The organism is Butyricimonas hominis, from assembly GCF_014287455.1.
Lineage (GTDB): Bacteria > Bacteroidota > Bacteroidia > Bacteroidales > Marinifilaceae > Butyricimonas > Butyricimonas muris.
In genome coordinates this window covers 283,076-306,797 of the sequence record NZ_JACOOH010000007.1, presented here as the reverse complement: position 1 = coordinate 306,797, position 23,722 = coordinate 283,076, and the positions used below count along the sequence as shown (strand labels likewise).

17 protein-coding genes and 1 tRNA gene are annotated in these 23,722 nt (G+C 47.3%); 12 read left to right on the top strand and 6 right to left on the bottom strand.

The annotated features are described in order from the left end of the window. Positions 1-12: 12 nt before the first annotated feature. Genes H8S64_RS16455 through H8S64_RS16445 form a run of 3 tightly spaced genes read left to right on the top strand, consistent with a single transcriptional unit; the run spans position 13 to position 4,735 of the window. Entirely contained in the window at positions 13-2,187 is a 2,175-nt protein-coding gene (locus H8S64_RS16455) for a DUF5117 and DUF5118 domain-containing protein (protein WP_186977500.1), read from the top strand. Between the two features lie 27 nt (positions 2,188-2,214). Continuing rightward, on the top strand, positions 2,215-3,489 hold the full coding sequence (locus tag H8S64_RS16450; protein ID WP_186977498.1) for a thioredoxin family protein: 1,275 nt from the start codon (positions 2,215-2,217) through the stop codon (positions 3,487-3,489). 7 nt (positions 3,490-3,496) lie between these two features. After that, positions 3,497-4,735, top strand: coding sequence for a thioredoxin family protein (locus H8S64_RS16445; RefSeq protein ID WP_186977496.1), 1,239 nt, complete (start codon positions 3,497-3,499; stop codon positions 4,733-4,735). Between the two features lie 63 nt (positions 4,736-4,798). On the opposite strand, the gene kbl is transcribed toward H8S64_RS16445, so the two are convergent. The 5 genes from kbl to H8S64_RS16420 all read right to left on the bottom strand — a co-directional run bounded on the left by kbl (position 4,799) and on the right by H8S64_RS16420 (position 9,851). Beyond that, positions 4,799-5,989: a glycine C-acetyltransferase gene (kbl, locus tag H8S64_RS16440; protein WP_186977494.1), complete on the bottom strand. Its 1,191-nt coding sequence runs from the start codon at positions 5,987-5,989 to the stop codon at positions 4,799-4,801. A gap of 211 nt (positions 5,990-6,200) precedes the next feature. Next, a complete protein-coding gene (locus H8S64_RS16435; RefSeq protein ID WP_186977492.1) occupies positions 6,201-7,364 on the bottom strand; it encodes an aminotransferase class V-fold PLP-dependent enzyme in 1,164 nt (387 codons plus the stop codon). Positions 7,365-7,549: 185 nt separating this feature from the next. After that, entirely contained in the window at positions 7,550-8,872 is a 1,323-nt protein-coding gene (locus H8S64_RS16430; RefSeq protein WP_255469576.1) for a (Fe-S)-binding protein, read from the bottom strand. Continuing rightward, positions 8,869-9,522 (bottom strand): hypothetical protein, encoded by a 654-nt coding sequence (locus H8S64_RS16425; RefSeq protein ID WP_186977490.1) that lies wholly within the window; start codon positions 9,520-9,522, stop codon positions 8,869-8,871. Before H8S64_RS16425 ends, H8S64_RS16430 begins: the two co-directional genes overlap by 4 nt. 11 nt (positions 9,523-9,533) lie before the next feature. Then, positions 9,534-9,851, bottom strand: a complete 318-nt coding sequence (locus H8S64_RS16420; RefSeq protein ID WP_186977488.1) for a TusE/DsrC/DsvC family sulfur relay protein — start codon at positions 9,849-9,851, stop codon at positions 9,534-9,536. Positions 9,852-10,280: 429 nt separating this feature from the next. On the opposite strand from H8S64_RS16420, the gene H8S64_RS16415 reads away from it, so the two are divergent. The 3 genes from H8S64_RS16415 to H8S64_RS16405 all read left to right on the top strand — a co-directional run bounded on the left by H8S64_RS16415 (position 10,281) and on the right by H8S64_RS16405 (position 13,824). Further along, positions 10,281-12,923, top strand: a complete 2,643-nt coding sequence (locus H8S64_RS16415) for a sensor histidine kinase (RefSeq protein WP_186977486.1) — start codon at positions 10,281-10,283, stop codon at positions 12,921-12,923. Between the two features lie 309 nt (positions 12,924-13,232). After that, the gene (locus H8S64_RS16410) at positions 13,233-13,619 is read left to right on the top strand and encodes a hypothetical protein (protein ID WP_186977484.1); all 387 of its coding nucleotides are present in this window, start codon (positions 13,233-13,235) and stop codon (positions 13,617-13,619) included. After that, positions 13,606-13,824 carry a hypothetical protein gene (locus tag H8S64_RS16405; protein ID WP_186977482.1) on the top strand — a complete coding sequence of 73 codons (219 nt, stop codon included), beginning with the start codon at positions 13,606-13,608 and terminating at the stop codon, positions 13,822-13,824. Before H8S64_RS16410 ends, H8S64_RS16405 begins: the two co-directional genes overlap by 14 nt. A 48-nt stretch (positions 13,825-13,872) precedes the next feature. On the opposite strand, the gene H8S64_RS16400 is transcribed toward H8S64_RS16405, so the two are convergent. Continuing rightward, positions 13,873-13,949, bottom strand: a tRNA-Asn gene (locus tag H8S64_RS16400). 234 nt (positions 13,950-14,183) lie between these two features. Between H8S64_RS16400 and H8S64_RS16395 the strand changes: the two genes are divergently transcribed. The 6 genes from H8S64_RS16395 (at position 14,184) to H8S64_RS16370 (ending at position 23,585) form a co-directional block, all read left to right on the top strand. Beyond that, a complete protein-coding gene (locus tag H8S64_RS16395; protein WP_186977480.1) occupies positions 14,184-14,756 on the top strand; it encodes an RNA polymerase sigma factor in 573 nt (190 codons plus the stop codon). 203 nt (positions 14,757-14,959) lie between these two features. Further along, entirely contained in the window at positions 14,960-16,123 is a 1,164-nt protein-coding gene (locus tag H8S64_RS16390; protein WP_186977478.1) for a FecR family protein, read from the top strand. A 103-nt stretch (positions 16,124-16,226) separates the two neighbouring features. After that, the gene (locus H8S64_RS16385) at positions 16,227-19,637 is read left to right on the top strand and encodes a SusC/RagA family TonB-linked outer membrane protein (protein WP_186977476.1); all 3,411 of its coding nucleotides are present in this window, start codon (positions 16,227-16,229) and stop codon (positions 19,635-19,637) included. A gap of 15 nt (positions 19,638-19,652) precedes the next feature. Next, positions 19,653-21,221, top strand: a complete 1,569-nt coding sequence (locus tag H8S64_RS16380; protein WP_186977473.1) for a RagB/SusD family nutrient uptake outer membrane protein — start codon at positions 19,653-19,655, stop codon at positions 21,219-21,221. Positions 21,222-21,241: 20 nt separating this feature from the next. After that, positions 21,242-21,982 (top strand): DUF4843 domain-containing protein, encoded by a 741-nt coding sequence (locus H8S64_RS16375; protein ID WP_186977471.1) that lies wholly within the window; start codon positions 21,242-21,244, stop codon positions 21,980-21,982. A 19-nt stretch (positions 21,983-22,001) separates the two neighbouring features. Then, positions 22,002-23,585, top strand: coding sequence for a PKD-like family lipoprotein (locus tag H8S64_RS16370; protein WP_186977469.1), 1,584 nt, complete (start codon positions 22,002-22,004; stop codon positions 23,583-23,585). Positions 23,586-23,722 lie beyond the last annotated feature (137 nt).

The window sequence follows — 23,722 nt, the reverse complement described above, 5'->3', positions numbered from 1 at the left end:
GAGATGTATTGTATGTATCGGAAAATATTTTGTATTCTGTTGCTTATCCGGGTGTTGTGCATCGGTGATGGTTACGCGTCTGCTTTTCGAGTGTACGCTTCCGGGGAGAAATGTCTGTTGGAAATGCCCCGGGAGATGTTGGGAAGGACTTTTTTGGTCGTGAGTCGTTTGGATTCAGTGCACGAGAATCGTACCTATCAGCCGGGGAGCCGATGGGGAAAGGAGAGAACCGTCATTTTCAGACCGGGGGAAGCCGGGAAGGTGGATGTGTATCTGCCGGATTATCGTTTTGACGAAAGAGAAACTTCTCCGGGGATGAGGAGATTGTTAGCCCGTGGCAAGGTGGAGTTGCCTGCCATGAATTGCCCGATTCTGAATGAATCTTCCGATTATATCGTGATAGATGTGACGGGGATGATGAAAGGGGGACAACCGTTGTTTGATGGCGAGGGAAAGGAAATTGTGCGTTTTCGTGGAGAGAATGATCGTTTCTATTGCACGGTAATGCGGGAAATGCCTGCCATACGTCGTGAGTGGAAACGGGAAGGAGATAAAATGACCGGGATGCCGGTGACAACCACGTTCTTCCTGTTACCGGATGTCCCGTGGCAAGCACGGGAAAGAGACAGGAGAGTGGGGTTTTCTTCTGTTTCGTACGATTATTTTAAGGATGAGAGTACGGGCGTGCGTACTCGCCATGTTGTGAGGAGATGGGCGTTAGAGCCTCGTGACATGGGGGCGTACGAGCAGGGGAAGTTGACGGAACCTCACGAGCCGATAGTGTTTTATCTCGATCCCGCGATTCCTGCTTGTTGGCGACCTTATTTTGTCCGGGCTGTCGAGGACTGGCAGCGGGCTTTTGAGGCTACCGGATTCAAGAATGCTATCGTTGCACGGGAATTGCCGGGAGAACTGTTGCGGGAAATATCGTCGTTGAGCGGGGTAATTCTTTATCAGGATTCCTTGCGGGGAGAGGTCGTGGATGTGAATGTCGATCCCCGGAGCGGGCAAATTGTACAAGCCCGGGTGCATTGGTCGCCGCAAGTGTTGGATTCTTTGAGATACGAATGGATCGCAAGGAGTGCTCTATGGAAAGCGGGAGATCATTCCGGGGAAACGGAGAAACAAATCACGGGTAATCTGATCCGTGTAACGGTAGGACAAAGGGTAGGTATAGCTTTGGGGTTATTGCCGAACAGGCTTGCCTCTGCATGGATTCCCGTGGAGAATTTGCGGGATAGAGTTGGGGAAATGTCATCCTCTATCATGGGGGGTGTCATGCTGAACACGGTGGCACAGCCGGAAGATATGGTCGGAATGGCGGGTATGTTTCCCGTGGTGGGGGAGTATGATTGTTGGGCGATCAATTGGGGATATCGTTACGGGGAAAAGGAATGTGCCGCAGCATTGTTGGCAAATATGGCACGACCGGAGTTCCGGTGGTGTGACAATTCACGGGCTGTTGCTAATTTAGAGAATCAAGGAGATGATCCGATAGCGAGTGTGGGCTACACTTTGGAGAACGTGAAGCGGATGTTCGCGGGCAAGCGTGACACGACGGGGTGGGTGTCATGGGTACGACACGCCGGAGAGAAAACAGGAGTATTGTACACTACCGTGTTGCCCGTTCTTCAGCAATTTGGCGGTATGGAGGTCCGACCGGAAGCCTCTTGTGCGTATGTACCCGTGCTTTTCCCCGTGGGACGGGAGCGACAGGAAAAAGCGATGGAGTTTCTAGTTCGGGAGGTTTTTGCCACGCCGCAATGGTTGATACGTTCGGCGTTAATCCGAAAAGCCGGAATCGATCCGGTAGAAATGATTACAAGTTGGCAAAGCGCCGTGCTTGAGTTTTTATTTGAAACAAGTATAAGCCGGTTTGCTTTGAATAACATCATGTCCGGGGAGGATTCCTCCTACACGGCAGATGAATTTTTAGACGGTCTGTACCGGGCTATATGGGTTGATGCGGGACATGAAGATGCTTGTATGAAGGCTTTGCGGTTGCGTTACTTGGAGATCGTTGGGAAAGTTGCGCGAGGGTATGCCAAAAGTAATGAGTCGGTAGCTTTGCGGGTGCATTTGCGTAAACTGCACGGAAGGATTGAACAAGCCTTGTCCGGAACGGTTGGCGGGGTGGAACGGGAGAGTTGGATGAGTTATAAAACTAAAATAGAGGATGTATTATAGTATGTTGTAAATTAAAAAAAGAAACGTATGAAATTGATTATTATTATTGCATTGGTGCTTTGTATGCCGGGCCTTACGAGGGCACAAGAACAGGGAATCCGCTTTGACAAGAGCATGAGTTGGCGGGAAGTGGTTGAAAAGGCCACGCGGGAGAATAAATATATCTACGTGGACGTTATGGCCACGTGGTGCGGACCTTGTCAAGCTATGGTCAAGAATATCTTTCCTCAAAAGGAGGTCGGAGATTTCTACAACGAGCATTTTATCTGCGTCAAATTGCAAACGGACAAAACCGCCAAGGACGACGAGTACGTGAAGGCTTGGCACAAGGAGGTGAACGATATATGCACGAAAGCGAAAATCAAGGTGTTGCCCACGTCTTTATACTATAACCCGCAAGGGGAGTTGGTGCATATCATCCCGGGCGGGATGCCTGATGCCGGGCGTTTCGTGGAGGCGGGCAAAATAGCCTTGGACGAGAACCGGCAAATATTCACGTGTTTGAAAAAATACGAGGCAGGGGAGCGTGACGTGGAGTTCCTGTATGAATTGTCCGTGAACTTCTTGATGTTGGGCGATAAGGTGATGGCGAGAAAGGTGGGTAATACTTTTTGGCAGACGATAACCCCGGAAGAACGGTTACTGGACAAGGGTATCCGTTATGCCGCCGATTTTTTCGAGAGTGTTGACGACGCCATGCTCCCTCTTTTCATGGATCACCCGGAGCGGGTCGATGCCGTACTCGGGAAAGGAGTGGCGGATCAGAAAGTAATACGGGCAATCGAGGCGAAATACATCAATCCGCTGATGAAGGATTCCGTGAATATACCCGATTGGGACGGGCTTTACCGGGAATTAACGGAGAGATACCCGAAGAAACAAGAGAGTATCCGGAAAATGTTATTGAACCGGAAATTAGGATACGGGCAACGGTATCATAATGATGGGCTTTGTGCCGCCGCGCTGAAAGAGTTGTTGCCTATCTGTTGGGAGGAAGGGAGTGAGGTGTTGATTCCTAATTACGCGTACGAATTGGGACGCAAGGCTCAAGACAAAGAAGCGGGTAAAATTGCCCTCGAGTGGCTGGAGCGCACGTTGGATGAAACGAACGCTTATCAGTTGTTGAATTACGCGGATATCCTTTTCTTGAACAAACAAAAGGGGAAAGGGTTGAAATGCGTGAACACGGCGTTGAAGCTGACCGAGGAAGGGAGTAAACTACACGAGAGGGCAATGGAAATGAAAAAGAAAAATGCCCGGGAAATGAAGTTTTTAAAGCAAGTGATGAATGAAATTAATTAAAACAGTTATGAGGTTTAAAGTGCTCGTGTTATTGGCTTTATTGTTTCCGGTGGGGACAATTGCCCAAGAGAATAAAGGTATCCGGTTTGATAAAAGCATGAGTTGGGAAGAGGTCGTGAAAAAGGCTACACGAGAGAATAAATACATCTTTATGGATGTCATGGCGACGTGGTGCGGACCTTGTCAAGCTATGGCACAAGCCGTTTTCCCGAACGAGGAAGTCGGGAACTTTTTTAACGAGCATTTTGTTTGCGTGAAGCTACAACTTAATAAAACGGCAAACGATGACGAGTATGTCAAAGCATGGTATCAAGAAGCGGAAAAGATACAAAAGACCTACAAGATACAGAGTGTACCGACTTTACTTTTCTTTAATTCCAAAGGGGAGATTGTGCATTCCATGTCGGGAGCGACGAATAATGCCGGTGCTTTTATCGAGTTGGGAAAGAATGCTTTGGACGAGAAGCAACAGTTGTACACCCGTTTACGTGCATTTGAGGCGGGAGAACGGGACGTGGAATTTCTCTACGACCTGTCAATTGATTTCGCCATGCGGCGGGATGGGGTGAATGCCATGAAGGTCGCCAATGTCTTCTGGCAGACCATTACTCCCGAGGAGCGGGTTTTGGAGAAAGGAATCCGTTATGCCAATGATTTCATGTCCGGTACGCGGGATGAAACTTTTAGGTTCTTTCTGGAACACCCGGAAGAAGTGGATGCCGTTCTGGGGGAAGGCAGTGCCAAGAAAAAAGTGGTGGGGCTTATCGAGCGGGAAATGGTTTTGCCTCTCGTGAATGACTCCGCTAGAATGCCGGAATGGGATGGTATTTATAACGACTTGTGTGTGAAATACCCTTCATTAGAGAAGAATTTTAAAGAAATGGTATCTAACCGGAAAATGTATTATGCCCAAAGATACCGCAAAGACGATCTGTATTTGGAAGCTTTGTTGGAATTAATCCCCATATACGGGGAACAGGAAAACGGTACATTGGCAAGATCGTACGCCCATCAATTGGGGAAAAAGGCACAGAATCGGGAACAAAGAAATATAGCCTTGAAATGGTTGAAAGAGAAGTTGGACGAGAAAGATGCGGTAGGGATGGCGTATTACGCGGAGATACTTTTCTTGTCCGGGCAGAAAAAAGAGGGTAGAAAATACATCGACTTAGCTGTCAAATCCATGGGTCAGGGGGATTTTGTTTACACGGAAGTGAAAAGGATAAAAGAGGAATACGCTAATTAAAAAGCGGGTAATGAAAAAAGGGCGTGCACAATCACGCCCTTTTTGTATATAAGATTATCTCGTTTACTTGATAACCCCGAGTTTCTTACCGATCTTGATAAAGGCAGCCAAGGCACGATCCAGTTGCTCGCGAGTGTGTGCGGCTGACAATTGGATACGGATGCGGGCTTGTCCTTTCGGTACAACCGGGTAGTAGAATCCGGTAACGTAGATGTTTTCTTTTTGCAGTTCGGCAGCGAATTGTTGTGAAAGCACTGCATCGTAAAGCATCAAGGCACAGATGGCTGATTCGGACGGTTTCAAGTCGAATCCGGCTTCCGTCAATTTAGCGCGGAAGTAGTTGGCGTTGTCCATCACGCGGTCTCTCAATTCCGTACTTTTTGTCAGCATATCGAATACGGCGATAGATGCACCGCAGATTGCCGGGGACAAGGAGTTGGAGAACAGGTAAGGTCTTGAACGTTGGCGCAACATATCGATCACTTCTTTCTTACCGGTCGTGTATCCGCCCATGGCACCACCGAGAGCTTTACCGAGGGTTCCGGTGAAGATATCCACGCGTTCCATGCAGTGGTGGTGTTCGGCTGAACCGCGTCCTGTTTTACCGATGAATCCGGCAGCGTGGCTGTCGTCAACCATTACGAGTGCGTTGTATTTTTCAGCCAAGTCGCAGATTTCGTTCATCTTGGCGATATCCCCGTCCATGGAGAACACACCGTCGGTAACGATGATGCGGTAGCGTTGAGCCTGAGAAATCTTCAATTGTTCCTCTAGGTCAGCCATGTTGGCATGTTTGTATCTGTAACGTACGGCTTTGCAAAGACGAACTCCGTCGATGATGGAAGCGTGGTTCAACTCGTCGGAGATGATGGCATCTTCCTGTCCAAATAACGGTTCGAATACCCCGCCGTTAGCGTCGAAACAAGCGGCGTAGAGGATCGTGTCTTCCGTGCCGAAGAATTGAGAAATTTTAGCTTCCAGTTCCTTGTGTATATCTTGAGTTCCGCAAATAAAACGTACAGAAGACATACCGTAACCGCGGCTGTCCAATGCTTTCTTGGCACCCTCGATGACTGTCGGGTTGGAAGAAAGTCCTAAATAGTTGTTCGCGCAAAAGTTTAACACTGTTTCTCCCGTGGCAAGTTTAATCTCCGCGTCTTGCGGGGTCACGATAATTCTTTCGCTTTTGTATAAGCCGGCGTCTTTTATCGACTGTAATTCAGTCTTTAAAAAGTCTTGAAATTTTCCGTACATATCGCTAATTTTAATGTTTGTTTTAATGGCCTCAAAAGTAATCATTTTTTACTTATAACGTATTCGAAAATGAATATATCGTACTTTATTCGGGGAAAAAATTCGAAAGTGTTATTTGCTTGAAAACAAGAGAGGTGTCAAAAGTCATTTTGACACCCCCTTCTAGTAAAGTCCATAAAGTCGACCTTGGGTTCCTAAAATTTCCCTTGCGTTAGTTTCTGATAGCGGCAATTTCCTTTACTGCCTCGATCGCCGTGTTCACGTCTTTTTCCGTGGTGAAGGCGCCGATGCTCATGCGGACGGTGCCGTGGAGGTCGAACGTGCCGATCACCTCGTGTACTTTCGGGGCACACTGTAATCCGGTACGAACGGCGATATTGTAGTCCACGTCGAGCATGGTACCCACGTCAGCGGAATCGAATCCGTTGATGTTGAAACTAAGTACCGGGTTTTTGTTCTCGGGGCTATTGGCGCAATAAGTGGTAACACCTTCGATGTCCTGTAACGCTTTGCGCAGTTTATCCCATAATTGGATTTCCCGGTGGTGTATATTCATGATACCCTGTTCTTGAATCCATTTTACCCCGGCATTCAATCCGGCAACGCCTAACAGGTTCAACGTTCCGTATTCCAAACGATACGGGTATTCATCCAGATGCACGGGATAAGCGGAACGTACTCCGGTACCTCCGGCGCGGGTATGTTTGATCTCGATGCCTTCACGCACGTATGAACCGCCGATTCCCGTCGGGCCCATGAGGCATTTATGTCCGGTGAAGCAATACACGTCGATATTCGAGGCTTGCATATCCAGATCCACGGCTCCGGCACCCTGACTGCCGTCAACCACGAATATCACACCCTTTTCTTTACATACCTTCCCGATCTCAGCCAAGGGTTGGATTGTTCCCAGTACGTTGGAACAATGGGTAACCACCACGAATTTGGTATTCGGTCGAATCGCTTTTTTGATGTCGTCGGGATGCACGTAACCGTTCTCGTCAAAAGAAACGTAAGTCACGTCAATTGTACCGTTTTGATGGTGCATGTTGAGGGGACGCAATACCGAGTTGTGTTCCAGCATGGTGGAAACCACGTGAATGCCTTTCTCCACCAGACCGTTGATGATGAGGTTTAATGAATCTGTGGCGTTGTAGCTGAACGTCAAACGGTTGTGGTCTGTTCCCCCGTTGAAGAGTTTCGTCAGCATCTTGCGGGTGCTGTTCACCACTTCTTCCGTTTCAACGGCAGCATCGAATCCGGAGCGTCCGGGATTAACACCATGTTTGCGATAGAAGTCGTTCATGAAATCATAAACTACGTCCGGCTTCGGGAAGCTGGTTGCTGAATTGTCTAAGTAGATTAATTTGCTCATAACTTGTATTAATTTTAGATCCTAATTAATTTTAGATTTTAAATTTTAGATTTTAAATTCCAACCGCACAAGCCGACCATTTTTTTGTTCAAAATTTGAATTACTCACGACCTGCGAATTAGTCACCAGCTTCTCCTCTGTTTATAGAGGAGGAGGCACGGAGTGCCGGAGGAGTTTCTTTATTTTTAATTTCCAATTTTCAATTCTCCATTTTCAATAATCAGGGCATCTGCGACCAGTTCCGCCACGGTCTTTATGGTAATGCCCAGATTGTACGTGTGATTGATTTGCGTTAATTGGTCCACGCAGTTGTGACAAGGGGTGACCACGATTTGTGCCCCGGTGGCGGTAATTTGGTCGGCTTTGACTTTACCGATTTTGAGGCGTCGTTCGTTGTACTCGCTCATGGCAAGAGCCCCGCCGCCGCCGCCGCAACAGAAGTTGTCGGTGCCGTAGGGCGTCATTTCCACCACGTGGGCTGCCGCCGCATTCACGACGAAACGGATTTCATCGAGTAATCCGCCGTTGCGCACGAGATTGCAGGGGTCGTGTATGGTGACCACTTTATCGTTGAGCGTCTTGTCCAGTTTGATGCGTCCGCCACGGATATATTCCCCGATCAATTCAACCACGGTAATCGTGTCGAAATCGTACTTCGTTTTGAGGTAGTTCGGGCCTTCCCAGCGCATGGCACGGGAACCGTGACCGCATTCTCCCAGCACGAGGCGTTTGCAATTGAGTTTGTGTATCTCGTCGTAGAGGTTACGGGCGATTTGGGTTGCCTCGGCGTTGTTGCCGTTGAAGTAGCCGTAATTCGTCACGTCGTAGTACTTGGACGAGAGCGTCCAGTCCTCACCGGCGGCGTAGAACACTTTGCCCATGGCGGCGATGGAGAGCGGGAAGAACTTCGGTTCGCGCGGGTTCACGGTGTAAAACACGTTTTTGTCCGTCCGGTCGAGGAACAAGCCTGCTTTCGGGTCTTCCATTTCGTCCTGCAATTCTTCTTCCATCCATTGAATCGTGTCCACGAATTCTTCCGTGGGGATAGCCATGTTGTTGCCCGTGTTAACCGCCGCGTCAACCGTGGATTGCAGGGTTTTCGGCACCATGCCCATCTCGGCGAGCATTTCCCTTCCTTTCTTCACCACGAAGGGAATATCTACCCCGATAGAGCAATGTTTCACGCAGCGCCCGCACATGGTGCAAGCCCCGAAAAGGGAATCGATCATCTCGTCACACGTCTCCCGGTTCAATTCCCGGGCGCGGAACAATTTTGGGAACGCAGCTCCCTGCCATGTCCGGTAGCGCCTGTAAATGGAGCTGACGAGGTCTACTTTTCTCGCCGGGATGAACTTGCTTTCTTTCATGGTGAGATAGTACATGCAACTATCTGCGCACAGCCCGCAACGCACGCATGAGTTCAAGTGGGTTTCCAGCTTGCTGTCATTCGTCTTGTCGAGGACGGCAAGGGCTTTGGCTTTTTGTTCGTTCGTGATATTGTTCATCATACGGTAGCTTTTTTAGGAGGCCATGTTCCACGCCAGCCGTAGAAAAAGCCTAAATGGTATCTCGCGAAGAAAAAATAAAGCACGTGTTTGATCTTACCGATCGGCATCCATATAAAAAGGAGTGCCATCGTGACGAAGTATACCGCCCCGAATTGGAACATCCACAGGGAATACGCCGAAACGAAGAGCATGACCGTGCAGAGAAAATTGGAAATGTAATCGTCCGCGCAGGATAGCTCCCGGAGTTCTTTTTTCACGATACGTTTAATGAATAAGGATAGTCCACAGATGCCGGCAACTAGAATCGCGGCTGCCGGCACGATGATGACCAAGTTCGTTACGCTTTCAACAGGAATCACGAGGCTGAAGATTGCCGATGCGGCGATAATTACGTACACGAGCAATGCCAAGAAGTTTCCTATATGAAAAATAATACCTGCCGAATAGGTGGGCAGGTGTAAATAAGCTGATTCTTTTTGCACGGGTGACATGGCTCCGATGCAAGAGTAACAGACTGCTTGAGCAATATTCCCGGATTTTTGGGAAAGGTCTTTCGGCGACCCTTTTTTCAAAAGCCGTAGGAAATATCCCCCTAACAGCACCACGCAAAAGAGAAGTGCAGCCAACGAGGTCCAAATATACCAAGACATAGTCGTGTATTTTAAACGCACCCGTCCGGTTTTGGCAGACCTGCTACCCGACATGCGCCGCGGGCTGGTCCTAACGGGAATAATTCATAAATTTCTTTCAGTTTCAATCCGGTTTCTTTGCAGATAGTCCGGACCATCGGTGCGTTCCCCTTCTCCTCGAAATTGTTGCGGATAATCTTGATGATAGCCCAATGTTTATCCGTCAACTCGTTGATTCCGTCCGCTTCGGCAAATAATTGTGCTACCTCATCGTTCCAGATTGCAGGATCGGTGAGGAAACCGTCACCATCCACTTCAAACATCTTTCCTTTAATTTCTAGTGTTGCCATAATGTTTATTTGGTTTTAGATTGTCCTGCAATATAATAAATATTTGAAAAAACAACAATGATTTTAATATGTGTTTCAAGCAATATAGGGGGAATATGATATGAACCGGGTTGGACAGTAGGCTTGAATAGTGGTATATTTTACTGTATACCAGATTGATATATAATATTTGGAATTACTTGAAAGAGAATATTTATGGTACGTCTTGATGATAGGATTTTATCTTTAGTATAATGTATTAATTATTTTTCGCGGTGATAGCCGCTTTGTTTTTACCTTTTTTAAGTAGCTGTATGGTGAGTTTATTTGGATGTATAAATAATTTACACGAGCGAAGAAATAACAAAATAGGCTATTCTTGGATAATTGTTGACTAAAAAACATTACCTTTACAAAATAAATATTGTGGTTGTTATAAAATATTCCTTGATGAAAATAATCCGATTATTATTGGTAATATTTTTAAGTGGATTCGTGTTTCGTGCCCAAGGAGGAGCGACGGTTGCTCCCGCGAGCGAGAGAATATTGTTTATTAGCTCGAATCAAGCAGGGCAAGCTGCGAATCAAAGGATGTCGGTATCTTTCATCCAACAATTCCGTTCAGCCCCGTTTAAGATGGAACTGGAAGAAATCTATCTGGGAGCCAAGAAAGTGTTGAACGCGGAAGAGAGGCGTCGGGTGTTGGATTCCTGCTTGAGGGATATAAAAGGAGATATGGATTTAATCGTGGCGTCGGACGAAGAGGCTGCCGCCGCTCTTTTTTCTTTAAATATTCCTTTGACCCGGGAGATTCCCGTTATCTTTTGCGGGATGACCGATTACCGGTGTGTATCCGGTCGGGATAACGTGACGGGAGTGGTTTATCCGGTTGATTACGAGAGAGTATTCTTGTCCGGACGCAAGTTGTTCCCTGAGGTGCAGCAAGTATATGTCTATTCGGACCGGACGGAGGAGGGACAGGTTCAAGCTCGTCTGGCAAGGAAACAACTGGAGAAGTACACGAAAGATTTTCCCCTTTATTTCGTGAGCGATACCACGATGGGAGTGGATGCTTTCACGAGTGAATTACAGAATATATTCCCGCTTTCGTTTGTTATTTTGACCACTTGGCAACAGGGGGAAGACGGGGACTATCTTAATCCGGATATTTATTACGCCACGTACGCGAACGAGTCCGCGGTACCGGTTTTCACGGCTTTTGACCGCGGTCTGGGGAAAGGGGTTTTCGGGGGTGTGGTTGTTACACTAGAGCGGCAAGGTGCCCGGCTGGGGAAAATGGCGGTGGACGTGTTGAAAGGGACGTCCGTTCGTTCTATTCCAGTCGACACGTTGAAGCCGGTTCACGTGTTCGATGATAATCTGTTAAGAATGTGGCGTTTGAAACATTCCGAACTACCGTCAGACAAGGTGATTTTGAATAACCGGGGTACGTTTTGGATCACGTATAAAACTTACATCGTGGCTATATGCTTGGTCTTCTGTGTTCTGGTATTTATGTTGGTATGTTTGGTCTTGTACCAGTTGCGTTACCGGAAAATGTTACGCCGGAGCGGGTATCTCGAAAAGGCAGCCCAGCAAATGGCAACTATGTTAAAAGAAAAAACGGAAATCTTATCGAACACCTTATCTTCCATGAGCGAGGGTATTCTGGTCGTGGATAAAGAATTGCGGATTATCGAGTTGAATCGCGCCACTGTCGAGGGATTGGGACTTGCGGGGAAGATTATCGGGAAGCCGCTTCACGAGGTTTGTGAAGTCGCCAGAGATAAAGTGGGGCATGGTATCGAGGAGTTGGCGGAAGGCGTGATGCGGGAGAAAGCGCGTAAGGATCTGGCTTTGGATACCGTGTTGATTCCCGGTGGGGATGCCCCGATACAAAAGGTGGCGGGTAGCATCTCTCCTTTGTTGAACTTCGATAACGAGGTTTACGGTGCGGTGATTATGTTCCGGGATATAACGAGGGAGTGGCAGCAACAGAAATTCCTGCGTATTTCGGTGAACGCTCTACAGGCGTTCTCGTGGTATTACGATGTCGAGAATGATATATTGAATATCGGCGAGGGCTTTGCCGAAGACGAGTTCGTGAAGGAAAACCTGAATACTTTGAACAAGTTTGTGGCACATATTCACCCGGATGACAGGGATAGCGTCATCTCTGTTTTCCGGCAAGTGTTGGAGGGGAAGATGAAAGAATTTGCCATTGAATGTCGGGTTGATTTCTCGCGAACGGGGAATTATCACTGGTGGGCAAGCCGGGGTGTCATGGAAATAGTCGTGATGGCAGACGGGAAGAAGGTGCAGTATCTTTACGGGATGGGCATAAGTATCGACAAGCATAAACAGGCGGAAGAGGAGTTGGCGAGCGCCCTGCGGCGGGCGGAGGAGTCGGACAGGTTGAAATCCGCTTTCGTGGCGAATATTTCACACGAGATCAGAACACCGTTGAACAGTATTGTTGGCTTCACCAATTTGATGACGGAGGAAGGGTATTCGGACGAGGAGAGAAAGTTGTTCAGGGATTCAATTTCAAATAACAGCAGGGATTTGTTGGGGTTGCTGGATGACGTGCTTGACTTGTCGCGTCTGGAAGCGGGGCAGGAAACGTGTTACCCGGGTGTGTGTGATATGCGTTTTCTCGTGCATTCGGTGTTGGATGTCGGGCATTTGAACGCCGCGGAAGGAGTAGAATTTATTGAACGGGGACCACGGGAAGAGTTGCTGGTTATAACTGACGAGATTAAGTTGACAAAGGTGTTTTTGAATCTGGTAAGAAACGCAAAGAAATTCACTTCCCGCGGGCATGTTGCTGTCGGTGCGAAAGTATCGGATGACGGAAACTGGATCGAGTGTTTCGTGGAGGATACGGGTATCGGAATATCAAAAGAATCTCTCGGGCGTGTTTTCGACAGGTTTTTCAAGGCGAACGAGTTCGTGCAGGGAACGGGACTCGGTCTGCCGATATGCAAGGCGATTATCGAGTTGTTGGGCGGAGAAATTTATTTGACCTCGGAACCCGGTAAGGGAACGACGGTTTATTTTAGAATACCTTATAAAAGACCGGAGACAGTGTAGTTTTCGCCTTCGGCGAGTTGCAAGTTACATGTTGCATTTGCCTTCGGCGAGTTGCAAGTTACATGTTGCATTTGCCTTCGGCAAGTTGCAGGTTATTTTATTGTTTCTTGTTTATTTACAGGGGGGGGGACGGTACTGTTGCGCTTAACCTGCCCTTGAATTGCCGCTAACCCGACAAGGCGGTTTAACGGCACGATAACAGCACATTCACGGTACTCCCCGGAAAAACGTGACATCCTCGCGAACTCCTTGAGCGAGCGGGCAACCTGTTAGCCTCACCCCGGGCATTCAAACGGGAGAAATACCCCCTTGCCAGGCAGAAAATCAAAAAAAACATCCCGTTTTTATTTTTTTTTACGTTATAAAGGGGGGGTATTTTTTACGAAAAATCTATTATACAAGAAAAGAGAGTATCATGATAAGAACAGATTTAGAATTATTACATGGGAAAAAACGGTCAGGGGAACCACCGCCACTCTCTACTGGCGGCTGGGCAATCCCGTTATCCGGAGAAGGAGAAACAGGAACGTGTCCGGCAAAAAATGGAAACGTACCCCCGGACGGGAACAAGCGATAAACAAATTCACCAACGGGAAACGACTGGTGACTGAGTTCCTGCTGGAACTGGGAGAGGTGTCCTCGTGGAGGCGGGCGGCAAGGCTATACAGCAAGAACGGGCGGGGTGTGGAGAGGTGACGGAAAAACCGTGTTCTCCCTTGACCCGGCGCGGGGAACATGCGTGCACCTGTACTCTTTCTTCGAGCGGGAGGATAATTCGAAATTTTCGGAGAACGATTATTTCACGTGCGAGATAACCCCCTATCTTCCCCTGCGGACGCTCGTTCTACACGTCTTTCTTCGCGAGAATATCCCGACTCTTTCAAAAAGGAGGTTGGAATGAAGAATTGTATAAAAGAAAAAACCGACATTTCTGTCGGTTCACCCTGCTTGGCTCCTCAGGTAGGACTTGAACCTACGACCTACGGATTAACAGTCCGCCGCTCTAACCAACTGAGCTACTAAGGAATTTTTTTCAAAAGCGATGCAAATATAGGGGTTTTGTACTATCGAGCAAAATTATTTGGAGAAAAAATTGTTGAATGATACAAAATATTTTTAGTGTCTTGTCAGGTGATTAAAAATCAAAGAAATAGGATTTCGTTTGAATTGGAGGTAAGTATATTTTATTTTGGTTTCTGTATAAAGTATTAGGTTTTTTTATATATTTGTGAGAATTAGCGAAAGAACGTAATGGTTGATATGGAGATAAATATACTTCGGGATTTGAATCAAGGTAAGGAAAAGGCGTTAAAGGAGGTTTACCGCTTATTTTTTCATGCCTTATGTGCCTTCGGGAGTCGCTTTGTCAAAGATGATGCAGCCGTTGCCGATATCGTGCAGGAAGTATTTATAAAGGTGTGGGCTCGCCGGGAGGATTTCGAGGCGATTTATTCTTTGCGTTCGTTCATGTATCTTTCGGTGCGTAATGCCTGCTTGAATTATAATCGGGATCGGGCGCGGGTGAAAAAGATTTCCTTGAATGATACGGTTCCGGAAACTTTTGTCGAGGAGGATGATTGTTTCGTGATCGAGGAAGAGTTACATCGCCGGATCCGGAACGAGGTGGAGCGTTTGCCCGAGGCAATGAAGAAAGTTTTTAACCTTACCTTGCTGGATATGTCCATATCGGAGATTGCCGAAGTGTTGGAAGTGTCGGAAAACACGGTACGCAATCAGCGTGCCCGTGCCCGGGAGATTCTCCGTGCTCGGTTGAAAGACAAGATATTCCTGTTGTTTCTTTTTTATTTTGTCGATGTAAATCATATTAATTAATTCAAGTTTTTTCCTGCTCGATGAACAGAGGAGGAGTTAAAATACCGTCTTGAAAAGCAACCTGTAACTTGCCGAAGGCAAATGCAACCTGCAACTTTTCCAACTCTCAATTGTAAGGACAATTGAGAGTTGGAAAAAAAATGTGGGTATGGATAGTATGCCGTGTACTTTTTCGTGTTATAGGGTTAAAAAGAGAATAGAATATGTCGGAAGAGAATTTGAAAATCGCGGATATTATTTATGCTTATATTGACGGTTCGATCACGGAGGGGCAACTTGGGGAATTGACCCGATGGTTGGGAGCTGCCGCAGAACACCGGGAGGTATTTGAACGGTTGATTGCGGCTGCTTCATACCGGGACAAGGAGGCCATTTACCGACGGTTCGACGAGTATTATAATTTTGATCGGTTGAGGCGTGCTATACGGCATCAGCGGCGTATCGAGTGGAGGCGTATTGCAGCCGCGGCAGCCGTGGTGATTCTGCCGTTGCTGGTGACTTTTTTCTTGTTGGAACAGCGGGTGGACTCCGTGCGGCAGGAGTACCCGGGAGAGATGACTTTATTGCCGGGCAAGTCGATGGCGACGTTGACGCTGTCAGACGGGAGTAGCAAGGCGTTGAACCGGGAGAATTTTACGGTGGTGGACGGGAGTAAGCGAATCGTGAGTAACCGGGGTGGGTTGGTTTATACCGGGAAGGACACGAGTTCTGTCGAGGAGGAAGTGTACAACACGATACGGGTTCCCCGCGGGGCGGAGTTCAACGTGACTTTGGACGACGGGACGAAGGTATGGTTGAATTCGGAAAGTTCAATCCGTTTTCCCGTTGCATTCTTGGGGGAAGAACGCAGGATATGGGTGAGCGGGGAGGTATTCGCAGAGGTGGCGGAAGATGCCGGGCGACCTTTTATCATGAACACGGGGAAGATTGATATAAAAGTGCTTGGAACGAAGTTTAACGTGCGGGCGTACAGTGACGAGGAGTGTATTATGACGACACTGGTGGAAGGTGCCGTGCAAGTGGACGATTCATCGGGAGAGGTTGCCGTGTTGAGCCCGTCGGAACAACTGGTGTATGATAAGGCGAGCGGGAGGAACGATGTGCGGAAAGTGGACGTCGAGTTGTTCGTGTCTTGGAAAGACGGGGTGTATTTGTTTGAATCCCAACGTTTGGAGGATATCATGACGTTGATATCCAAGTGGTATGATGTCGAGGTATTTTACCAGAATGCGGGGGTGAAGGATATTATATTCTCCGGAAGATTGAAACGTTACGAGAATGCGGAAACGTTGCTGAACGTGTTCGAGAGTTTGGGTGGAGTGCGGTTTACCGTGCAAGGGAAGACCGTTGTTGTAGAGGCTGAGTAAAGCAAATGAGCGATAGGAAGGTGCAACTTCTAACCGCTCATGTATGACTCCCGACCGGGTGCAACCGGGCGGGCATTGTTTAATCATATAATGGTACAAATGTATGAAAAAAAATCGAGAATGTTATCTCCGTTGGTCGGGGATACGAAAAATCTTATTAACTATGCGTTTTCTAGCTCTTTTCCTTTTTTGTACGGCTATGCATTTATCTGCGGCAGTACATTCGCAACATGTGGTGTTCAGTTTTAACCTGAAGAACGCGACATTCGAGGATTTAATGAAAGAGATTCGCCAGCACAGTGATTATTATTTTATTTACAAGGACAGCGAGGTGGCGAGTGTCAACAAGTTGAACAAGCGGTTTAAGGCGGTGGAAATAGACGAGATTCTCCGCGAATGCTTGAAAGGTACGGGGTTGACTTATTTCGTGGAGGATAAATTGATTGTTATCCGGAAAACGAACGAGGTGCTTGCCTGCGACACGACCGACAAGAAAAATGTTGCCCAGTCGGTGAAAGGTACGGTGGTGGACGAAACGGGGAAGCCGTTGCCGGGGGTAACGGTGGTGATCAGGGGAACGACCGTGGGTGTCGCTACTGATATCGATGGCGGGTTCAGTATTGTTTTGCCTGTTGATACGGCAACGCTGGTTTTTACTTTTGTCGGGATGGAAACGCGATACGTGAAGATCGCTGCCCTAAAGAAAGGCGAAACTCGCAAGGCTCTCCGGGTGGCGATGAAAGAGGATAAGATCGCATTGGAAGATGTTGTGGTGACGGGATATGCGAATATCCGAAAATCGAGTTTCACGGGTAACGTGACTTCCGTGGACCGGGATCAGTTGCTAAAGGCGAATAACCAGAATATGATTTCGGCGTTACAGAATTTTGACCCTTCTTTCCGTATCCGGCCTAATTCATTGTGGGGGTCAGACCCGAACGCCTTGCCGGAGATAAATATCCGCGGCGAGTCGAGTATCGGGATGAATAAAAGTTTGGAAACGGAGTATATGAAACAGACGCAACGGACGAATCTGACGGATAATCCTAATTTGCCCGTGTTTATTCTGGATGGTTTCGAGGTGAGCGTGCAGAAGATTTACGACATGGATATGAACCGGGTGGAGAATGTCACGATATTGAAGGATGCCGCGGCGACCGCCATGTATGGTTCCCGTGCGGCCAACGGTGTGGTGGTCGTTACGACGATAGCCCCGAAACCGGGAGAAATGCGTATTTCTTATAATTTTACGGGCGGTGCCGTGTTGCCGGATTTGTCCGATTATAATATGTGTAATGCCGTCGAGAAATTGGAAGCGGAGCGGCTCGCGGGCGTGTACACGTCGGATAACACGAGTACTCAAGCCAGTTTGGATATTGATTATAACACGGTGAAGAACAAGATACTGAGAGGGGTTGACACGGATTGGTTGGCTCGACCTTTACGTAACGTGTTCAATCACAAGCACACGTTATATGTAGAAGGTGGGGTGGAGAGCATCCGTTACTCTATTGATTTTAATTATGACAGTAACGGGGGAGCGATGAAAGGCTCTTATCGTGACCGCATGGGGGCGGGGATGTCTTTGGATTACCGTTACAAGAAGTTGCAAATCCGGAATTACGTGTCCTACAATTCTACCCGTTCGGAGGATTCTCCTTATGGATTGTTCAGTACGTACGTTAATTTACTTCCCTATTACGAGATTTATGACGATTTCGGGAATTTGCTGAAGAATTTCTCGGGGTTTGCGGGGGCGATAAACCCGTTGTGGAAGGTTAAAAATTTGCGAAGTTATTCGGGACGGAGCCGTTACCACGAGTTTATGGATAATTTCAGTATTAATCTGTACATACTGGAAGGGTTACAGTTCAAGGGACAATTCAGTATAACGAAGACCGAACAGACGACGGAGAGTTTCTCTGACCCGAACGATCCGACTTATGATTATTATGACGCACAGGAAAAGGGGCGTTTGACCAAAAACCTGAGTAGCGGGTATAATTGGAACGTGAACGCCATGTTCTATTACAACAGGGCGCTGGGCAAGCATTTTATAAACGCCACGTTGGGTATCAACGCGAAACAGGATCATTCGGAAAGTCATAATATGGGTTTTAGAGGATTTCAGTTGGGTAACCTGCATAGTGCGGCATTCGCGGCTTTACAACCGGATAAGACTACCGTTGGCAAGACGGAAAGCCGTTTATTCGGTTTCTTGGCATCTGTGAACTATTCCTTTAACGATATCTATCTGTTCGACGGTTCGTTCCGGTTGGACGGTTCCTCTCAGTTCGGCTCGGACAAGCGTTTTGCCCCGTTCTGGTCATTTGGCGCGGGTATTAACGTGCATAATTACAGCTGGCTGAAAGATAACGGGATATTGAGCAAGTTGCGGGTACGTGCATCGTATGGAAGTACGGGTAAGGTGAATTTCCCCTCGTACACGGCTGTAACCACTTACGAGATTGATGCGGATGGTTGGTATTACACGGGGCCTGCCGCTTATCTGGTGTACTTGGGTAACCCGAAGTTGAAATGGGAAACGACGAAAACATTAGATGCCGGTATCGAGTTGGGATTCCTGAATGATCGTATTACTTTCTCTGCCAATTATTATAACAAGAAAACAGAGGATTTGATCGATCAGATTTCTATACGCCCTTCTTCCGGTTTTTCCGAGTATCGTTCTAATTCGGGTGCAGTGGTGAACAAAGGTTTTGAGTTGGATTTGATGGCAACCGTTTACAGGGATAAAGATTGGGTGATTACTTTGATCGGGAATCTGGGTGCGAATAAAAACGAGATTACGGAACTGGGTGCTGCTTCTGAAGCTTATAACAAGGCTATTGACGAGAATTACGAGGCCCGCTACGGGTACAGTGCGTTGAAAGCGACCCCCCTCCGGAAGTATTACAAGGGAGCCTCGACAACGGCAATTTATGCTGTTCGTTCTGCGGGAATTGATCCGGCAAACGGGAAAGAGAAGTTTATTAAAAAAGGAGGAACCAGTACTTACACGTGGTGCGCGGACGATCAGGTAGTGGTGGGAGATGAGTCTCCGGATGCTCAGGGTACTTTTGCCATTAACGTGGGGTTCAAGGGGATTTATCTGAATGCCGCTTTCCGGTACCAGTGGGGAGGACAGACGTATAACGAAACGTTGTTGAAGAAGGTAGAAGAGGTTGATATCAAAACTAGTAACGTGGACAAAAGGGTGCTTTCCGACAGGTGGAGGAAACCGGGAGACATAGCTCCGTTCTATGACTTGGGACAGCAGATATCAACCCGCCCGACGACTCGTTTCGTTCAGGATGAAAATATCGTGGAGTTTGCCAGTTTGTCCGTCGGTTATGATTTCAGGAGAGAGATGATCTCGAAATGGAGATTGACTTCATTGGGATTGCGGTTTAACGCTAATGACTTGTGCCGGTGGTCGACGGTGAAAGAGGAACGGGGTATTAATTACCCGTATGCCAAGAATTACAGTTTTACCTTGAGTATTGGTTTTTAATTAAAAGTTAGAGATATGAAAACCTGTATAAATATAATTATTATATCATCGTTATTCTTCCTCGTGTCTTGTGATTCTTGGTTGGATTTGAAGCCGGAAACGCAGGTGACGGAGGACGAGCTTTTTAATTCTGGGGACGGGTACCGTGCCTCGCTGAACGGATTGTATAAAACTATGGGAACTGCCAGTTTGTACGGGCGGGAGTTGTCGTTCGGGATGGTGGATTGTATTTCCCAACAGTACCAGATGGATTTGGGTACTACTATCACTTATGACCAGAAATACGTGGATATCGCCGGATTTAATTACATGACGACGGATGCGATCGCGCTGATAGAAAGTACATGGAGACAAGCCTTTAACGTGGTGGCGAATGCAAATAATCTGATACAGAACGTGGCGAACGAGTCGCCGGACTTGTTCGCGCAGGGGGAAATGGAGAAGAATCTGATCTTGGGAGAGGCTTATGCGTGCCGGGCTTTGATGCATTTTGATATGTTGAGGTTGTTTGCCCCGTCACCGGTGAATGATGACGGGAAAATCTATGTTCCTTACGTGGAAACTTATCCCGATATCACGGCTATCCCGATAGCGGTCAAACCGTTTCTGGACAAGGTGATCACGGATTTGGAGTATGCCAGAACGCTGGTCGCGGAATGGGATACCTGTAACGTGGGCGTAGGGACGTTGATTACCGGGAAAGCGCGTTTCTATAACACGTTTTCGTTCGGTACGGAAATCTATGACAATAGTAATTTGAGAATCGAGAATTTCTTCAAGGGGCGGGGGTATCGGTTGAATTACTACGCGATAACGGCATTGCTGGCACGGGTATGTCAATACGCCGAGTTGGAACAAAAGGCTTTCGAATACGCCCGGGAAGTGATGGCTTTCGAGGTGAAGGATTATTACGGTTGGCAGAAGGCTTTCGCCATCGATGATTATTCCGGAGTGACCAGCACGAACTGGAACTCAAAGAGTGATCTGCGGGTGGTGAGTAATTTGATTTTTGCCGTTTATAATGAAAAGGCTTATGATGAATTGAGTTTGTCGAAGTTCTTTACCCCGCAATCGAACGGGTACCCGACGTGGTTGGTCATAAACAGGACGAATCAGAAGACGTTTGAAACCCGCGAGGGTACGGATGAGTCTGTCCTTGACTATCGTTCTTTGAATATGATCTTTTACGGGAACGGTCAATATCCTCTCTCCGGAAAATGGTATTATAGCGAGAACGAGTCAGTGAGAGATAATAACGTGACGATACTTCCCGTTATCCGCGCTACCGAGATGCGTTATATTATGGCTGAATATTATGCCCGGCAAGGAAATTTTGCAGAGGCTAAAAGTATCTTGACGGAGATCAGGAGCCGGAGAGGTTGTTCCGAGGCAATTTCCATATCGAATTGGGCGGAATTCGAGGAGGAACTGATACGTGATGCCCGCCGGGAGTGGATTGCCGAGGGACAGTTGTTTTATTTATATAAACGGTTGAACGCCGCGGTGAATTTTGGTAGAAATGTTATTCGACCGCTAAACAGGTCTGAATATTTGTTACCGATACCAACGAATGAATCATTGTAATAATTTTTCAATTGAGAGATATGAAAAAGTGTATATTATTTATATTACCGGCTTTGCTTTTTGCTTGTACGGAAAAGAAGATTCCGACTTTTAACGACGGGCGAGAAATCTTTTTCGAGAAATTTTATATGGACGAAGTATACCCGGGTACGGCCTCGGCTGATTCCACGGTTATTTCTTATTTCTTTTATCCGGACGGTACGCGGGATATAGAGATTCCTCTGGTCGTGTGTTTATCCGGACGACTTCTGACGTCTGATGTCACTTTCGGGTTGAAAACGGTGGCAGACGGGACGACAGCCGTTGGGGAGGAATACACGCTGGAACCAGTGTACACGTTTAAATCGACCACAGTCGGGGAGGACGTCACGGAAGTGAAAGACACGGTTTTCGTGAAAATACACCGTAGTGCCCGGATGGACGACGCTCCCGTGAGGTTGATCGTGGAATTGGTACCGAATGAGATGATAGGGTTAGGGCAGTATGAACGTTGTCGGGCAAAAATTATTGTATCGACAATAGCGATAAAACCGGATTGGTGGACAACCGAAGTGACAAATAATCTGTTGGGTACTTATTCCGAGAAGAAATACAAGTTGTTCCTGAACGAGATTGACACGAATGCGGAGATGAGTGCCCGTTTGATACAGGAGCGTCCGGATCAGGCGATCAAGCTGGTGATGAAATTCAAGGCTTGGTTGAGTGAGCAAAATCCGCCGGTTACCGAAGAGGACGGAAGTATAATGAAGGTCGCAATTTAATTATCAAAAACGAGAGAGTATGAAGAATCTGATAACAATAGGATGTTTCCTTTTTATCTTCTTCCTGACGGGATGTTTTGAAGACGAGGGAAATTATGATCTGAAAGAGACAAACGAGCCGACATGGTTGTGGAACTACACGCAAAGTCCTTTATACATTACCACGTACGCGGGGGATACGATTAACGTGAATGTGCCGTTCCGTTTTGATAAAGATTCGGCGACGGCATTGGCAAACGCCCGCTACGAGTGGAGGTTTAACGGGACTCTTTTCTCCGAAGACCGGAATCTGAGAATGCCGGCGGATACTATCGTGAAGAAGTTGAATCTGCCTTTTTCCGAAACATCGGGCGGAAGCGGTACTTACGCGATTATAGACAAAACAACCGATATAAAGTATATGGTTCGCACGTGGTTGACTATCCGCCCCATGTATTACAAGGGAGATTGGCTGATTCTTTCGGAAAACGGGGCGGACTCGAAACTTTCTTTTTATAAAATAAAGAGAAGGACTGTCGGGGGAATGTCGACGACGACTTACACGTTGTATGATAACGTTTATGAAGAGTTGAACCCCGGGATGAAATTGCCGGGCACTCCTCGCAGATTGCGTTACCACGTGGCAAAGCATATATCTGCACCCATGGGGGCGACCACGATTGTCACGAGTCAGTCCGGTTACACGTTGAATAATGAGAATTTATTGGCGGTGGGGGACGTGAAAGAGGAATTTGAAGACGGGATTCCGGCGAACTTTAATATTTCCAACGTGTTCCACGGGGGACAGGTGTCATGGATAGCGACGGAGGACGGACGTTTGTTCCGACGGATTATGAGTGATAACTGGTTGGGCGGTAAGTATCTGGCAGACCCGTACGTGGTAGACGAGAAGGGATACAAGGTGACGGATTTCGGTCAGGGAAGAACCCCTTCAAATATTACTTCCCCGTGTTACGACGAGTTGAATAGGAGGGTGTTGATGATTCGGATGAGAGCTCCTTTCAGTATATTGCCGGTAACGTATATTGCGGGAACAAATCATCCGCTTCCCGTGTGGGATATGCCCGCTGGAACGGAAGTGTTGCATTTGTACGCGTCTTCTCATAAAAATCTACCATACGGTGATAATCAGATGTATTCTATGATATTTAATGACGCGAATGGCGATACATGGATGGCTGATTTCGTGTTGAATAAGAATAACGGACTTTGCGTGGAGCATGAACACGCCAGTTTGATACGTTTCCCGGGTGGGAATTTGCCTAAGGGAACGAAATTCCTGACGGCAGCTGCCGATTATAAACCTTATTCGAATATTTACACGTTTTATACCAAGGGAAACGAGTTGCGTTACGTGAATCGGGTGAACGACGTGGATTACCCGTTTATGACTTTCGACCACGAGATTACGGTGGTCCGTTATAACGCGTATAATATTAATTATAACAGGTTGGGAATCGGGTTGGAGAACGGAGATTTCTTTTTGGTTGATCTGACGGATATCGCGAATCCCGTGATTATGGAGGAAACAAAGGTAAACGTGGGTGGTAAGGTCGTGGATTTGATGGAGTTTGCCACGGATACGTATGTGGATTTGTATTAGTGTGTTTTATAAGTAATAGATAAACGGAAGGGTGTGTCACGGGACTCCTGTTCTTGATGGATACATCGGCACATCCTTCTTTTTTAGATTGCCTTCGCGTAAGAGTGTAAAGTACGTGTTGGTGTAATATCACGTGT

Bases quoted from the DNA above. Each gene is read 5' to 3' on its own strand.
- kbl (WP_186977494.1), bottom strand. From the start codon at position 5,989: ATGTACGGAAAATTTCAAGACTTTTTAAAGACTGAATTACAGTCGATA.
- H8S64_RS16395 (WP_186977480.1), top strand. From the start codon at position 14,184: ATGGAGATAAATATACTTCGGGATTTGAATCAAGGTAAGGAAAAGGCG.
- H8S64_RS16445 (WP_186977496.1), top strand. From the start codon at position 3,497: ATGAGGTTTAAAGTGCTCGTGTTATTGGCTTTATTGTTTCCGGTGGGG.
- H8S64_RS16455 (WP_186977500.1), top strand. From the start codon at position 13: ATGTATCGGAAAATATTTTGTATTCTGTTGCTTATCCGGGTGTTGTGC.
- H8S64_RS16435 (WP_186977492.1), bottom strand. From the start codon at position 7,364: ATGAGCAAATTAATCTACTTAGACAATTCAGCAACCAGCTTCCCGAAG.
- H8S64_RS16375 (WP_186977471.1), top strand. From the start codon at position 21,242: ATGAAAAAGTGTATATTATTTATATTACCGGCTTTGCTTTTTGCTTGT.
- H8S64_RS16380 (WP_186977473.1), top strand. From the start codon at position 19,653: ATGAAAACCTGTATAAATATAATTATTATATCATCGTTATTCTTCCTC.
- H8S64_RS16450 (WP_186977498.1), top strand. From the start codon at position 2,215: ATGAAATTGATTATTATTATTGCATTGGTGCTTTGTATGCCGGGCCTT.
- H8S64_RS16420 (WP_186977488.1), bottom strand. From the start codon at position 9,851: ATGGCAACACTAGAAATTAAAGGAAAGATGTTTGAAGTGGATGGTGAC.
- H8S64_RS16385 (WP_186977476.1), top strand. From the start codon at position 16,227: ATGAAAAAAAATCGAGAATGTTATCTCCGTTGGTCGGGGATACGAAAA.
- H8S64_RS16425 (WP_186977490.1), bottom strand. From the start codon at position 9,522: ATGTCTTGGTATATTTGGACCTCGTTGGCTGCACTTCTCTTTTGCGTG.
- H8S64_RS16430 (WP_255469576.1), bottom strand. From the start codon at position 8,872: ATGATGAACAATATCACGAACGAACAAAAAGCCAAAGCCCTTGCCGTC.
- H8S64_RS16370 (WP_186977469.1), top strand. From the start codon at position 22,002: ATGAAGAATCTGATAACAATAGGATGTTTCCTTTTTATCTTCTTCCTG.
- H8S64_RS16415 (WP_186977486.1), top strand. From the start codon at position 10,281: ATGAAAATAATCCGATTATTATTGGTAATATTTTTAAGTGGATTCGTG.
- H8S64_RS16390 (WP_186977478.1), top strand. From the start codon at position 14,960: ATGTCGGAAGAGAATTTGAAAATCGCGGATATTATTTATGCTTATATT.